General features: G+C 53.7%; 10 protein-coding genes. 9 read left to right on the plus strand and 1 reads right to left on the minus strand.

Features of this window, described 5'->3' with window-relative positions; all coding sequences use genetic code 11:
• Positions 1–240 precede the first annotated feature (240 nt).
• Entirely contained in the window at positions 241–1,629 is a 1,389-nt protein-coding gene (locus AACY82_RS17200) for a DUF5924 family protein (protein ID WP_339618087.1), read from the plus strand.
• Between the two features lie 492 nt (positions 1,630–2,121).
• Complete coding sequence (ggt, locus tag AACY82_RS17205; RefSeq protein WP_339618088.1) at positions 2,122–3,807, plus strand: gamma-glutamyltransferase; 1,686 nt, start codon at positions 2,122–2,124, stop codon at positions 3,805–3,807.
• Here ggt and AACY82_RS17210 read toward each other — a convergent pair.
• Positions 3,804–4,790: a tRNA-dihydrouridine synthase gene (locus AACY82_RS17210; RefSeq protein ID WP_339618089.1), complete on the minus strand. Its 987-nt coding sequence runs from the start codon at positions 4,788–4,790 to the stop codon at positions 3,804–3,806. The two genes, ggt and AACY82_RS17210, sit on opposite strands and share 4 nt — an antisense overlap.
• Positions 4,791–5,086: 296 nt before the next feature.
• Between AACY82_RS17210 and AACY82_RS17215 the strand changes: the two genes are divergently transcribed.
• The 7 genes from AACY82_RS17215 (at position 5,087) to AACY82_RS17245 (ending at position 14,254) form a co-directional block, all read left to right on the plus strand.
• The gene (locus AACY82_RS17215; protein WP_339618090.1) at positions 5,087–5,335 is read left to right on the plus strand and encodes an OadG family transporter subunit; all 249 of its coding nucleotides are present in this window, start codon (positions 5,087–5,089) and stop codon (positions 5,333–5,335) included.
• Positions 5,336–5,435: 100 nt separating this feature from the next.
• Positions 5,436–7,214: a sodium-extruding oxaloacetate decarboxylase subunit alpha gene (oadA, locus tag AACY82_RS17220; protein WP_339618091.1), complete on the plus strand. Its 1,779-nt coding sequence runs from the start codon at positions 5,436–5,438 to the stop codon at positions 7,212–7,214.
• A 17-nt stretch (positions 7,215–7,231) separates the two neighbouring features.
• Positions 7,232–8,539, plus strand: a complete 1,308-nt coding sequence (locus tag AACY82_RS17225; protein WP_339618092.1) for a sodium ion-translocating decarboxylase subunit beta — start codon at positions 7,232–7,234, stop codon at positions 8,537–8,539.
• Positions 8,540–8,668: 129 nt separating this feature from the next.
• Complete coding sequence (locus AACY82_RS17230; protein WP_339618093.1) at positions 8,669–10,036, plus strand: DEAD/DEAH box helicase; 1,368 nt, start codon at positions 8,669–8,671, stop codon at positions 10,034–10,036.
• A complete protein-coding gene (locus tag AACY82_RS17235) occupies positions 10,029–10,796 on the plus strand; it encodes a M90 family metallopeptidase (RefSeq protein WP_339618094.1) in 768 nt (255 codons plus the stop codon). The genes AACY82_RS17230 and AACY82_RS17235 overlap by 8 nt, the downstream gene beginning before the upstream one ends.
• Positions 10,797–11,148: 352 nt before the next feature.
• A complete protein-coding gene (locus tag AACY82_RS17240) occupies positions 11,149–11,958 on the plus strand; it encodes a PhoH family protein (RefSeq protein WP_339618095.1) in 810 nt (269 codons plus the stop codon).
• 454 nt (positions 11,959–12,412) lie between these two features.
• Positions 12,413–14,254 (plus strand): TolC family outer membrane protein, encoded by a 1,842-nt coding sequence (locus tag AACY82_RS17245; RefSeq protein WP_339618096.1) that lies wholly within the window; start codon positions 12,413–12,415, stop codon positions 14,252–14,254.
• Positions 14,255–14,278 lie beyond the last annotated feature (24 nt).

Below are 14,278 nucleotides of genomic sequence, written 5' to 3' on the forward strand. Positions count from 1 at the left end.
AGCACAACCTTGCCAAGGTTGGGGTCGCGAGTTCGAGCCTCGTTTCCCGCTCCATATTTAACAAAAAAGTCAGCTTCGGCTGGCTTTTTTTGTGCCTGTTGGTTTTGAGTTATGGCCTCTGGCGTTGCTGTTGCACGGTGTGGAGTTGCGCCGTGATGACATAGACGTAAGCTTTGGTCGCCATGGGGTATAATCGTGCGCGCTGCGGTATCGGCAGTGCGACTTCGGAGTGCGGGCAATTTGCAGTTTTTAAAAAAGAGCGTGATCGTTTGTGCAAAGTTGGCGGCTCGCTATCCGGGCCTGTTGGCGTTGGTGGGTTTTATCTCCGGGGTGGCCAGTTTCTTCTTGGTCGAGCGCGAGCAGGAGCGGTTTGCCCAGCTGGTGTCGCTGCTGATGGTGGCCGCTTGGGTGCTGCTGATGTTGGAAAACCTGCTAAAGCGCGGGGTGAGTCACTGGTTTGGGGTTGAGCTGCCGGACCCTGTGGTGAAATTTGCCACTCAAATGGTGCACCAAGAAAGCCTGTTTTTTGTTATCCCCTTCTTTTTTATCACGACGGCCTGGAACAGTGGCCAAATGGTTTTTACCGCTGCGCTTATGCTGGCGGCGTGTATTTCGGTTATTGACCCTATCTATTATCGCTGGTTGGCACCCAAGCGTTGGCTGTATTTCTTTTTTCATGGGTTTACGTTGTTTGCCGTGCTTTTGACGGCTTTGCCAATTATTGTGCACCTGCCTACATCGCAGTCGTATTTTTGGTCGCTGGCGATTGCGGTGGCGCTGTCGTTTTTAAATATGGTACGTGATTTCTCTTTTGGCTGGTGGCGCCGCACAGCGCTTGCGGCCGCGTTGCTGATAGTGACGGCGGTGGTGGGGGTTGTCGCTCGCCCTTGGGTGCCGCCGGCAACGCTGTGGTTGACGGAGGTGGCAATTACCGCGCGCATTGACGATGACAAAAAGGTGCCGACCGATAAGTTAAAGGTGGTCAGTGTTGCACAGCTGCAGCAAGGTTTGTATGCCTATACGGCTATTCATGCTCCGCGGGGGTTGAACGAGCGGATTTATCACGTCTGGCGCCTGAACGGCAAAGTGGTGGATAAAATCGCGCTGGATATTAATGGCGGCCGCAAAGCCGGTTATCGCGCATGGTCCCATAAAATGAAGTTTCCGCCTTACCCGCGAGGCAATTGGCGTATGGAGGTTGTGACTGAGGCGAATCAGGTGGTGGGGGTATTGCGGTTTAAGGTGGTTGCCTCGCAGGCTGAGGTGCGAGCTGAGCAAGCTAGAAAAACCCCCGCTAGATTTTTTACCTCCCCTGAGTCCTCGATCCGCGAGCCCATTACGACGGTGATAAAACAAGAGGGGCGACAGCTGCTGCAGGAGGTGTTCTCTGACGGTAATGTGGCGAGTGCTGAGCCGGCCGCTCCGTCGTCCCAGTCGTCGACCGTGGCAGGTACCTCGTCTGCCGCGCCTTCCGGTAATGTTAGTTCTGGGGCTGTTAGCTCTCGCTCTAGCGCGAGCGAGCAAGCCAGTTCGCGCTCGTCGGTCGCGTTGGGGTCTTCATCGTTGTCTTCCGGGGCATTATCATCGGCAAGAGCGACATCGTCTCGCGCGACGGCTGAGGAGCCCTGAGAATCTTTGATCAAAGTATCGGCGCCTTAACGAACCTTGAGTTTTGAGTGGCAATTGGCGCATGACTGTTACCTGAAAATAGGTATAATGTGTCAAAAGGGAACGAAAGTGGCAGTTTTGCTGTTTTTTGACAAGAAACTGTTACCTTGATAAAGAGCTTGGCGCTTGGTGCGCGACTCTTACGCAGTGCTTCTGGCCTCTGCCGGAATCGGCGACTTGAACGAATCGTTGTTTTCAGAGGTTATGTTATGTTTCGTATCATTGAGTGCCTGCATTTATCAGTTTTGAATTTTCGGGTTGTTCGCCGCGGTAAAATGGGCGCCTATTTAGGCTTGGATGGTCGCCGTGGAGACGCCTTCTGGTTTTAGTCGTCGCGGCGCAATCGCTCAAAACCCTCGCATTTATGCGGGGGTTTTTTGTTTGTGGTTTAGTCTTTATTGTGAGGGGCTTGGCGGCGGTTATTGGCTGCGCGGTAATTAATTTGGAGGTTTCATGCGTAAAACATTACAACTAATGGCCGTAATTTGCCTGCTCTGCTCGAGCGCCGCCGAGGCGGTAATGACAGGTTATGCGCAGGTCACAGCCGATGGGCGCGCCGCTGTGGCCACGGTCCAGCCGCGCGCCACCGATGCTGCTATGGCGGTGTTGGCTGAGGGCGGCAACGCGGTTGATGCCGCCGTTGCCGCCGCTTTGGCGCTGGGGGTGGTGGATGGCCATAACTCCGGTATTGGTGGAGGTTGTTTTGCGTTGGTGCACTGGGCCGATGGCACCATCGAGGCGCTGGATGGCCGGGAGACGGCTCCGATGTTGGCAAGCCGGGATATGTATGTGGTGGACGGTAAGCTAAACCGCGAGCTGAGCCGCACCGGGGCGCTGGCCTCGGGTATTCCCGGTTCGGTGGCGGTGTACGACTATATGCTTAAAAAAGGTGGTGCTCTAAAGCGTGAGGCGGTGTATCAGCCGGCTATTACGCTCGCCGAGCAAGGCTTTGCGATTGACCAAATTTACGCTGACCGCCTAGCGCGCAACCGTGATCTGCTGGCGCGTTTTGCCGGAACGGCAAAGGTGTTATTGGATGAAAAAGGCCAACCTTGGCCTGCCGGGCATACATTGTTGCAGCGCGATTTGGCGGCAACTTACCGGCAGCTTGCCAAAAAGGGGGCAGACTATTTTTACCAGGGAGAGTTGGCCGAGCGCGTGGGTGAGTGGATGCAGGCAAATGCGGGGCTAATTCGTAAAAGCGATTTTGCACGCTACACCATGCTCAAGCGTGCGCCGGTGCGTTCGAGCTATCGGGGTTACGAAGTGTTGGGCTTTGGTCCGCCTAGCTCTGGCGGTGTCCATGTGGCGCAGATACTGAATATTTTGCAGTCGTTTGATCTGGCTGAACTCTCTGAGTTGCAGCGCTATCACGTGACCGCTGAGGCGATGAAGTTGGCTTTTGCTGATCGCGCTTTTTGGTTGGGTGACCCGGCGTTTGCCCCCGTGCCTAAAAACCTTATTAGTGACGAATACGCTCAAAAGCTCTGGCAAAAAATTGCGCTGGATAAAACCAACCATGAATTCGAGCATGGTACGCCGGCCGATGCCGACACGAACTTGTTTGATAAGCATACCACCCATATTGCGGTGGCCGATAAAGCCGGCAACTGGGTGGCGATCACCACCACCGTCAATACCGATTTTGGTTCGAAGGTAATTATTCCGGGCACAGGTATGGTGCTGAACAATCAGATGGATGACTTTTCCTCTCAGCCGGGAGTGCCTAATGTGTACGGGTTGGTGGGCAGCGAGGCGAACAGTATTGCCCCGGGCAAACGGCCGTTATCGAGCATGAGCCCGACGCTGTTGCTTAAGGATGGCAAGCCGGTTATGACGTTGGGCGCTGCCGGCGGGCCGACTATAATCACTCAGGTGGTGCAAGCGTTGATCAATACCATCGACTTGCAGTTGCCGCTGGCCCAGGCGTTGTCGGCGCCGCGAATCCATCACCAGTGGCGGCCCGACGCGCTTTATTTGGAGAAAACCGCTGCGCCAGCGTTGCGCGAAGGGTTGCAGGGTTTGGGGCATACCTTAAAAGAGTTGGGGCCGTATGGCTCAACCCAGGCCATTGCGAAAACCAAGGCGGGTTTTGTGGCGGTGTCCGAACCCCGGCTGGAGCAGCGCAACCGGCACTAGGCCGACCGCTCTATGGCACGCCGTGGGTGAATGCTCTGCTGTGCATCAAAGTGGGCGTTGAGAATATCGGGTTGTTGGACGCGCTTGATGAGCTCAAAAAATTGGTCGGCTTCTGAGTACTGCCGGCGCAAATACACCAGCCACTGCTTAATGCGATTGCCGGCGAACTTGTCGGGGTAGTTGGGACGGCACAGATCAAAGTAGTGGCGCAGCAGGGTGCAGACCTCCAGCCAGCCCATGGGGGTGTACGCTGTGCCCGCTAAGTGAGCTTTTATTTGCAGCGCGAGGTCGGGGCAGGCCAGTAGGCCGCGTCCCAGCATGACGTTGTCGCAGCCCGAGCGCTCGCGGCAGCGCAGGTAATCCTCCACGCTCCAGATTTCACCGTTGGCGATAACCGGAATATTGAGTTGTTGGTTGATTTCGCCAATGCACTCCCAGTAAGCCGGCGGCCGGTAGCCATCGGCTTTAGAGCGCGCATGGACCACCAGCGAGCTAGCGCCAGCGTCCGCCACAGCGTGGGCATTTTCAAGATAGTTGTCGCGAGCCTCAAACCCTAAACGAATCTTGGCGCTTACGGGCACGCTATTGGGTACCGCATCGCGTACAGCCTTAATAATGGCGTAAACGCGCTCGGGCTGGCGCAGCAGGCAGGCGCCGCCGTCACTTTTATTAACGGTTTTGGCTGGGCAGCCAAAATTGAGGTCGATGGCGTTGGCGCCGGCGATAACCGCCCGCGCGGCGTTGTCGGCCATAGGGGCGGGTTGTCCGCCGAGCAGTTGCAGCTTTACCGGGGTGCCCGCTGGCGTAAGGCAGTTGTTGCCAAGCTCGGGCGCAAGGCGATGAAACACCCGTCGCGGTAAGCGCTGCTCGACAACCCGCACAAATTCTGTGACACAGCCATCGATGCCGCCGATACGGGTCATTAGGTCGCGTACTTGATGATCGACAACGCCCTCCATGGGGGCGAGTTGTAGGTGGGGCATGGTTGCTTCTCGTCATTGGGCGGCGCGCTGAACGGCGCGTAGTTTACACAGTTTGTCTGCGTCTGTCGGCGGTCAATTCTTTTGCGTGAAAAGTCGGCAAATGCCGCTAAATTCCGGTAAAGTTGCTGGTTTTTAAGTTAAATGCTCGCAAGTTTTGCGCCGTCGCCGCGCGGCATCTTGTAAGTTTTTGAAAGATAAGAGAAAATGCACGGCCGTTTGCGCCGCACAAGTTTGTTGTTACTGACGCTTGGCGGCCATTGCAAGCGTAGGACGACGATTAATAAAGGGTAGTCTACATGCAAGATACACTGATGCAGCAAGGCATAGATCTAATGATCTACGGTATGGGTACCGTGTTGGTCTTTCTGACGCTGCTGGTTATCGCCACGCTTATTATGTCGCGATTTGTCATGCGCTTTTTTCCCGATCCGGTAGTCGCTGAGCCATCTCGACCAGCGATACAGACGGGGCGCACTGCTGAGGTAGATCCGGCGGTACGAAGCGCTATTGAGAAGGCCATTGCGCTGCACCGCGCGCGCCATTGATACATCTGGCGCCGTCATAATGCGACCAAGAATACTGTTATAACCATTGCTGCGAAACGCTATTCGCCGATACGAACGATAATTTGGGGTAGAAAACGCCATGAGCGAGCTTAAAAAGCCATTGGGTATTACGGATGTGGTTTTGCGCGATGCGCACCAATCACTGTTTGCCACTCGTATGCGACTCGATGATATGTTGCCGATTGCAGCAAAACTCGATGAAATTGGCTTCTGGTCATTAGAAACCTGGGGCGGCGCCACCTTTGACAGTTGCATCCGTTACTTGGGTGAAGACCCTTGGCACCGCATTCGCGAGCTGAAAAAAGCCATGCCGAAAACCCAAATGCAGATGCTGCTGCGGGGGCAAAACCTATTGGGCTACCGCCATTACGCCGACGACGTGGTTGAGAAGTTTGTCGAGCGCGCCGCGCACAATGGTGTCGATGTGTTTCGGGTATTTGATGCCATGAACGATATGCGCAACATCGAAACCGCGTTAAGAGCAGTTAAAGAGCAGGGCAAGCACGCCCAAGGCACTATCTCCTATACCATTAGCCCCGTGCACACCTTGGAGGGCTGGGTCGAGCAAGGTAAGCGCATCGAGGATATGGGGGCTGACTCTATCGCCATTAAAGATATGGCCGGTTTGCTTCGCCCTTACGTTGGCTATGAGTTGGTCAAGCGTTTAAAAGAAAGCTGTGATATCCCAATCCATATGCAAAGCCATGCAACCACTGGCTTGGCTCACGCTACTAACCTTAAGTGTGTTGAGGCCGGTATTGATAACGTCGATACCGCCATTTCCTCAATGTCGATGACCTATGGGCACAGTCCGACCGAGACCTTGGTTGCCAGCCTAGAGGGCACCGAGCGCGATACCGGTTTGGATATTCACAAGCTCGAAGACATCGCCGCTTACTTCCGGGAAGTTCGCAAAAAATACGCTAAATTTGAAGGTGCGCTTAAAGGCATTGACTCGCGTATTTTAGTGGCACAAGTGCCCGGCGGCATGCTGACCAATATGGAAAACCAACTGCGCGAACAAAATGCCACGGATAAGCTCGATGAGGTGCTGAGTGAAATCCCTAAGGTTCGGGAAGATTTAGGCTATATCCCCTTGGTAACACCTACCTCGCAAATTGTTGGCTCGCAAGCGGTGATGAACATATTGTCCGGCGAGCGTTACAAGACCATTACCCGTGAGACAGAGGGTGTATTAAAAGGCGAGTATGGCGCATCCCCTGCGCCAGTAAATGCCGAGTTACAAAAGCGAGTGCTAGGTGATGGCGAGCCGATCACTTGCCGCCCGGCGGATTTACTTAAGCCTGAGCTGCAAACACTGACCGACGAACTTCTGAGTGAAGCTAAAGGTAAGGGCGTCGAGCTCACCAATGGCGACGGCCAGATTGACGATGTGCTGACCTATGCGCTGTTTCCTCAGGTTGGACTTAAATTCTTGCAAAACCGCAACAACCCAGATGCTTTTGAACCGGTACCTACTGGCAACGAGGGCAGTGCACCGACAACCGATGCAGGCGATGAAATTTATACCGTCGAAGTGGCCGGTAAAGAGTACACCGTAACAGTGTCTAGTGGCGGTGATATCACCGCGCTTGGCGCTGTGGGGGCGGCGTCATCGGCCGGGGCTGCTCCGGCGGCAGGGGCGGGTGAACCGGTTCCGGCGCCGCTGGGCGGAACCATTTGTAAGCTGACTGTGCAAGAGGGGCAGCAGGTCGAAGAGGGCGACACCTTGTTGATCTTAGAGGCCATGAAAATGGAGTCTGAGGTTAGTGCACCGCGCGCGGGTACCATCGCGTCTATTAACGTCAAAGCTGGTGATGCCGTCACTGCCGGTGACAGCCTGCTCAGTATCGCTTAATAAGTCGGAATTAGATTATGCAAAATTTTTTACGCCTGTGGCACGACTCGGGCATTTACCACCTCGACCTAGGTCAGGGTGTTATGTTGCTGGTAGGCTTGCTGCTTTTGTTTTTGGCGATTCGCAAAGGCTTTGAGCCGCTGTTATTAGTACCGATTGGTTTTGGTGCTATTTTGGCTAATATCCCCGGCGCGGGTTTATCGCTATCGGCGGTAGAAAATGCCATCGCTTCAGGGTACCCCGATGTGTTAGCGCAAATTGCCCAGGTGTTGGGCGCGAGCGCTGACGCTGGCATGCAAGCACTAAACGATGCCTACAAGCACGCACCTGCGGCGGTTCAGGCGGATGCCTATCGCCTGGCGACCGACCTTGGCTATGCCAACGGTATGCTCTACTCGTTTTATACCGTGGCGATTGGCAGTGGTGTTGCGCCGCTGGTGATCTTTATGGGTGTGGGTGCCATGACCGACTTCGGCCCGTTGTTGGCTAATCCTAAAACGCTGTTTCTTGGCGCCGCGGCGCAGTTTGGTATTTTTGCCTCGGTGCTGGGCGCGGTAGGCTTGTCGGTAACCGGAGTTATCGACTTCTCGATTCAGGATGCCGCCGCCATTGGTATTATTGGCGGGGCCGACGGCCCAACCGCGATTTACGTGGCGAGTATTCTTGCGCCTGAGTTGCTGGGTGCGATTGCGGTTGCTGCCTACTCGTATATGGCGCTGGTACCGCTGATTCAGCCGCCGATTATGCGCGCGCTAACCAATGACGACGAGCGCAAAATTCGGATGGAGCAAATGCGTGTTGTCTCTAAGCGTGAAAAGATTGTGTTTCCGCTGATTTTGCTGATCTTGGTGGCGTTAATCTTGCCCAGCGCAGCGCCACTGTTAGGCATGTTTTGTTTTGGTAACCTGATGCGCGAGTGTGGTGTGGTGGAGCGTTTAAGCGATACCTCGCAAAATGCCCTGATCAATATCACCACTATCTTTCTCGGTTTGTCGGTGGGCTCAAAGCTTGCCGCCGATAAATTTCTCGACCCTAAAACCTTGGGCATTTTGGCGCTGGGGATTATCGCATTTGGTATTGGCACCGCGATGGGGGTGTTAACCGCTAAGTTTATGAACCTGTTCTGTAAACATAAGATTAACCCCTTGATTGGCTCGGCTGGTGTCTCGGCGGTGCCGATGGCGGCACGGGTATCTAACAAAGTTGGGCTTGAGGCCAACCCGCAAAACTACTTGCTAATGCACGCCATGGGCCCCAACGTGGCCGGTGTTATTGGTTCGGCGGTAGCGGCCGGGGTTATGATTTCAATTGTATCGTCACTGTAATGTAGCAGCCGGTGTGCGTTTAGGGCACCGGTGCTTTACTCTATTCTAGGCGGGCAACCCGCCGGCTGTGCCGCAACAATCTGACGCACGCGGCATAGTTTGACTTGCGTTCACTTGTTGAGACTCGCCGTGAGTAATTCTGGAGCTTTCTCCTTACTGCAACACCCAAGGCTGCAAACTGCATTAACGCAGCTGGAAATTGCTACCCCTACGCCGGTGCAAGCCGAGGCTATTCCCGCTGTGATTGAAGGGGCCGATGTCGCCGTCTGTGCCCCCACTGGCAGCGGTAAAACCTTGGCATTTTTGCTGCCTATGTTGCAGTTGTTGCTTACGCGTAAAACCGGCAAAGGCGCTATTCGTGCGCTAGTGCTTACCCCTACGCGAGAGTTAGCCCGGCAAATCGTCTCTGAGGCGCGCAAACTGTGTGAGCAAGATATGATTAATGTTGTCGCCCTTACGGGCGGCGATAGCAAATCTGCGCAGCGTGATTTAATTGCTACGGCCGATCTGTTGGTGGCAACGCCCGGGCGTATGTCTGAGTTTGTCGGTGCTCAGCTTGCCGATCTATCAAACCTTGAGTTTTTAGTAGTCGATGAAGCCGACCGCACTTTGGATATGGGCTTTGCCGACGAGGTAACCCGCATTGCCAAAGCCTGCGCTGAGCAGCGACAAACCCTATTGTATTCGGCGACACTGAGGGCCAAGGGGTTAGGGCAGTTGTTGTTGGCGATGACCAACCCCGACACTCTACGCCGCATTGATATCGCTCAGTCAGCCACCAAGATGCAGCAAGAAAAAATTCTCGCCGACGATTGGCCTCATAAGTGTCAATTGCTGGCCGCGCTGTGTCGGCAGCGCGAGTTTCGGCGTGCGGTGATTTTTGCCAACACCCGCGAGCGGGTGAATGAAATTGTACGTTCACTGGACAGTGCCGAGGTGCGCTCGTTGGCGTTACACGGTGAAGTCGAGGCTAAAATTCGCAAGCAAGTCATGGCGCGTTTTAGTAGCGGCCAGTGCAACATTCTGGTGGCGACTGACTTGGCGGCACGAGGCCTAGATATCGATGGTATCGATTTAATCATTAACGCCGATCTGCCTTACAATGTTCCAAGTTTTGTCCATCGAGCCGGCCGCACGGCGCGCGCTGATGCCGGTGGTACCGTATTGTCATTAGTCACAGCCCAAGGCTGGAACCTGATGGCAGATATCGAGCGGCACCTGGGTAAAGCGGCAAAGTTTGTTCAGTTAGAGGGCTTGGTGGCGCGTTATCGCGGCCCGAAAAAAATTAAAAGTTCGGGTAAAGCGGCGGGCAAAAAGCCGGTTAAGGCACGAGCTAAAAATGCGAAAAAAGACAGCGCCGAGGGCGGCAAGACTAAAAAGCGCCAGCGGGACCAAAAGAATATTGGGAAGCGTCGCAAAACGGCTGTAAAGGCGACATCATCGAGCGGCCCGAAAGGTTGGGTGAGCCCTAGTAAAAAGAGTGAAAAGGATGTTTGATTGGTATCGCCAGTGGCGAGAAAAACGCATTATCCGCGATAACCCCATCGATGAGCGCGACTGGCAACAGGTGTTAAAACAGCTGCCGGTGTTGCAAGGTTTAACCGACGACGAGCTTACGCGTCTGCGCCGCTTAGCGATTTTGTTTATCCACGAAAAAGATTTTGTCGGGATTCAGGGGCAGGTTTTAACCGGCAATATGGCGCTTTTGATTGCCCTGCAAGCCTGCTTACCGATTTTGAATTTGGGTATCGAGTGGTATCACGGCTGGCAGTCGATACTGGTGTACCCCGCCGCTTTTAAAGCGCAGCGCACGCAGCTGGATGCCAGTGGTGTGGCCCATGAGGTAGAGCACCATTTAGCCGGTGAGGCATGGAATCAAGCGGGTGTCGTCTTGGCGTGGGATGAAACAGCTAAAGCGGGCGTGATTGACGGCCACAACTTAGTGATCCATGAGTTTGTCCATAAACTCGATATGCTCAATGGCGCGGCCGATGGTTTTCCGCCATTGCGAGCAGGCATGTCGGTGGACGATTGGACGGCAAGTTTTGGTCAGGCGTTTGAAGATTTATCCGCTAAAGTGGCGCGTGGTGAATATACCGATATTGATCGCTACGGGGCGACGAATCCCGCCGAGTTTGTCGCGGTTACCAGCGAAGTATTTTTTGAGTTGCCTAAGCTGTTAGCCGATGCCTATCCCTCTGTGTACCGTAACTATGTGGCCTTTTACGGTCAGAATCCCGCCGATCGTTTGCCGTAGCTCACCCATGCCCTTATGTAGCGCGAATGACGACCAAGTTAAATGTTTGTGACATCTTCTGGTGCGTTTATTTCGAAGCCTTAAAAAACTCGAAAAAGGCGTTGACCAGTCTCGTAATTTGGGAATAGTATGGATTTCGAGGGTATATATTGTGGTTTGATTGGCTTGTAGACACAAGTCAACGTCTGTCCACTTTATCGCTCGGGTCAACAATGCATCCAACCACAGGAGTGATTTTTCTTCGCGTAACCTTCTTTGCATAACCTAGTAAGGCTCATTGCCTGCGGTGCTAAACCGTTCAACAGCCCATGCGATGCGCCGGTGTTACTTTGATTTGACAAGGACAATACTCATGGCGAAAAGATCTCACGCACGACGCAATAATCACCAGTACCACGAGATGGACGACGGCGGTTTCAAAAACTCTAAAGGGCGCGGTAAATCGGCCCGCAAGCATCGCCGGGAGGATGGCAATATCGTCGAGATAAAAGGCCGCTCCCAACAGCTTGAAACCGCTTACAGTCCGCAACGCTCCTCACAACCTCTCGTCGCTCAAACTCCTTCGCAACAACGCTACATCGATGCTATTAAAACTCACAACTTAACCTTTGGTACCGGCCCGGCTGGCACCGGCAAGAGTTATTGTGCCGGGGCCTTGGCTGCAGAGGCGTTGGAGTCTGGTCGTATTGAGCGCATCATTCTAACCCGTCCGGCGGTAGAGGCCGGCGAACAGCTAGGTTTTTTGCCCGGCGCTTTGGATGAGAAGTTCTCGGTTTACATCGATGCCTTTCGCGATATTCTCAATGAAAGGCTAGGTGCGGGAACGGTGGATTACTGTCTGCGTCACGGCCGAATTGTGGCCGCCCCGCTGGCTTTTATGCGCGGTAAAACATTTAACAACCGTACGTTTGTCGTGCTCGATGAGGCACAAAATACATCACCCACTCAAATGAAAATGTTTTTAACCCGCATCGGTGAAGACTGCAAAGTAGTCATTAATGGCGACATTGAGCAGAGCGATATTCGCGGTCGCAATGGTTTAGCGGATGCCATCGATAAGCTTGACGGTGTCAACTCTGTTTATGTGCATCGCTTTGAGCGCGAAGATATTGTCCGCAGCGGTTTGGTGCGCGATATTATCGATCGTTACGAGCTGAGTTAACCCCCTCCACTGGCCCCTGCGCGCGGCGCAGGGGCGACTCCCTTCGCTGTGACTTACGTCCGTTTTTTAAATGATCTGTTTGCGTCGCGGGCGCGTAATACTGGCAAAATTATTTATACAAATAATTGCGTTTTTTGTGATGTGCACCAATATGGTTATATTGGCGTAGCGGTTTAACAGCTAGTTCTTATAAGCAAGTGGCTGGTTTTTCTTGAACCTTATTCCATTAATGAAGTAAGATCGCCGCTAGAATGTAGAAACATGTGACATGGTTCTCATTTCTGGTGGCTATCAATACCAGTTGGCACATAACCCAACGCTATTTTAATGTGCCTGTCGCACCGGTGTTAAACGCTAGCGGGCCAATAAACATTAGCCGTACAAAAACGAGCGGCCACTGCTATTATGTAGCTAATAGACCGTTAAAATTGACATGATCATTGAGGGAAATTCAATGCCACTCGCTCTCCGTAAATCAGGAACGTTTACGCGCGTCTTGACGAGTTTTTGGCTGACGGGACTTGGTGCAGCCGCCTTTGCACAATCCGCTAGTGAAGCACCAGCGCAAACAACCACGGTAGATACCAACCCGACCTCGGGCATGATCGTCGAAGCGAACACGTCAAGTCGCGATGTGGTTTTGCGAGCACTTGAGTATAACCCTGAGGTGCAAGCGGCTTGGCACACTTACCAAGCCGCCACCCACAATGTCGGAACCGCCCGCGGGCAATACTTACCCTCTGTTGATTTAACCGCTAGTACTGGTAAACAGCGACGCGATTTTGACGACCGTGACGATTACGACATTAACAGCGCCGAGATATCCTTGACGCAGATGTTGTTTGACGGCTTTCGTGTTTCTGGTGAGGTGAGTCGCTTAGATAGTGCGCGTCAAGTGCGCTACTTAGAACTGCTTGATACCGTTGATAATCTCGCGCTTGAGTCGTTTGAGGTGGCGGAAAACCTGGTGCGCTACCGCAAGCTATTAAAGTTGGCCCGGAGCAACTATCAAGAACACTTAGATGTTCAAGGTCAAATTGGCGACCGGGTTGACCAAGGCGTAGGGCGTCGCGCCGACCTTGATCAAGTGGATGGCCGGGTGGCGTTGGCCGAGTCTAATCTTTTGACGGAGGCGGCTAACTTACACGACGTTACCGCTAAGTACCTAAGGCTTGTGGGTGATCTTCCGCCTGAGCGTTTGGTACCTAATGACCTGCAGTCCGAGCCGCTGCCCGATTCTGTTAAAGAGGTACTCTACGCCGCCTATCAAGGTAACCCCGGCTTTCATGCCGCAATTAAAAATATCGCAGCGGCACAAGCGTCGGTGCGCACCCAGCGCTCTGGCTACTACCCTCGTGTTGAGTTGCGCGCGCGCTACGGCACACAACAAAATTTAGGCGTGTTTGATGACCGGCTTGACCCCGATGATTTTGGCGATGAAGGTGCCATCGAGCTGGCGCTGACGTACAATTTATTCAATGGCGGTTCAGATCGCGCCGCGGTAAAGCGCTCTTTATCTGAGGTGAATACCGCTAAAGATCAGCGCGACGTCGCTTGTGTTAATTTGCGTCAAACGACACAAATTGCCTATAACAATACCCATAGCTTAGAGGAGCGTTTGATCTCGCTGGGGCAACACCGCGAAGCGAGTGATCGTGTGCGGCGCGCCTACTCAGAGCAGTTTCAAATTGGCCAGCGTACCTTGCTCGATCTACTGGATGCCGAGAATGAGTATTTTCAATCCAGTCGTGCTTACATTAATGGGCAGCATGAATTAAATATCGCCTACGCCCGGGTGTTGGAGTCGATGGGTAAATTGCTCGTGGCTTTGAATATTGTCCCTGATGACTTACCTTTGGCAGAAGATCTAGACGAAGACTTAGCCGATATTGATGTTGAGCCGTCTGCGGCTTGTCCGGCGCTGTCGCCTTCTGCTTTGTCGCGCGATGATTTAATAAACCGTGTGGTGACTTATGAGGCCGATAATCTGTTTGCCGATAATAGCTCGGTGCTAAACAACTCGGCGATGAATCAGCTGGATCAACTGTTGGCCCGTTACGGCAATCAGTCGGGCCGTGTGGCCGAGGTTATTATTGCGGCGCAATCGTCCGAGGCTAACCCTTCAAGCGTTAGTCGCTCGCTGGCCCGGGCGCGGGTTACGGCGGTGCGCGATTATTTGGTGATTAACGGTATCGATGCCGGGCGAGTGGCGGTGCAGCCGGCTAGTGACCCCGAAGGTGCGCTCGTTCGGCCAGCGACGGACCGTATTGAAATCACTGTTCGTCAATTGCAATAACGTGTAAGTGTCAGGCCTCGGGGC

This window comes from uncultured Gilvimarinus sp., from assembly GCF_963972205.1.
GTDB lineage: Bacteria > Pseudomonadota > Gammaproteobacteria > Pseudomonadales > Cellvibrionaceae > Gilvimarinus > Gilvimarinus japonicus.

Bases quoted from the DNA above. Each gene is read 5' to 3' on its own strand.
- ggt (WP_339618088.1), top strand. From the start codon at position 2,122: ATGCGTAAAACATTACAACTAATGGCCGTAATTTGCCTGCTCTGCTCG.
- AACY82_RS17210 (WP_339618089.1), bottom strand. From the start codon at position 4,790: ATGCCCCACCTACAACTCGCCCCCATGGAGGGCGTTGTCGATCATCAA.
- AACY82_RS17215 (WP_339618090.1), top strand. From the start codon at position 5,087: ATGCAAGATACACTGATGCAGCAAGGCATAGATCTAATGATCTACGGT.
- oadA (WP_339618091.1), top strand. From the start codon at position 5,436: ATGAGCGAGCTTAAAAAGCCATTGGGTATTACGGATGTGGTTTTGCGC.
- AACY82_RS17225 (WP_339618092.1), top strand. From the start codon at position 7,232: ATGCAAAATTTTTTACGCCTGTGGCACGACTCGGGCATTTACCACCTC.
- AACY82_RS17235 (WP_339618094.1), top strand. From the start codon at position 10,029: ATGTTTGATTGGTATCGCCAGTGGCGAGAAAAACGCATTATCCGCGAT.
- AACY82_RS17240 (WP_339618095.1), top strand. From the start codon at position 11,149: ATGGCGAAAAGATCTCACGCACGACGCAATAATCACCAGTACCACGAG.
- AACY82_RS17245 (WP_339618096.1), top strand. From the start codon at position 12,413: ATGCCACTCGCTCTCCGTAAATCAGGAACGTTTACGCGCGTCTTGACG.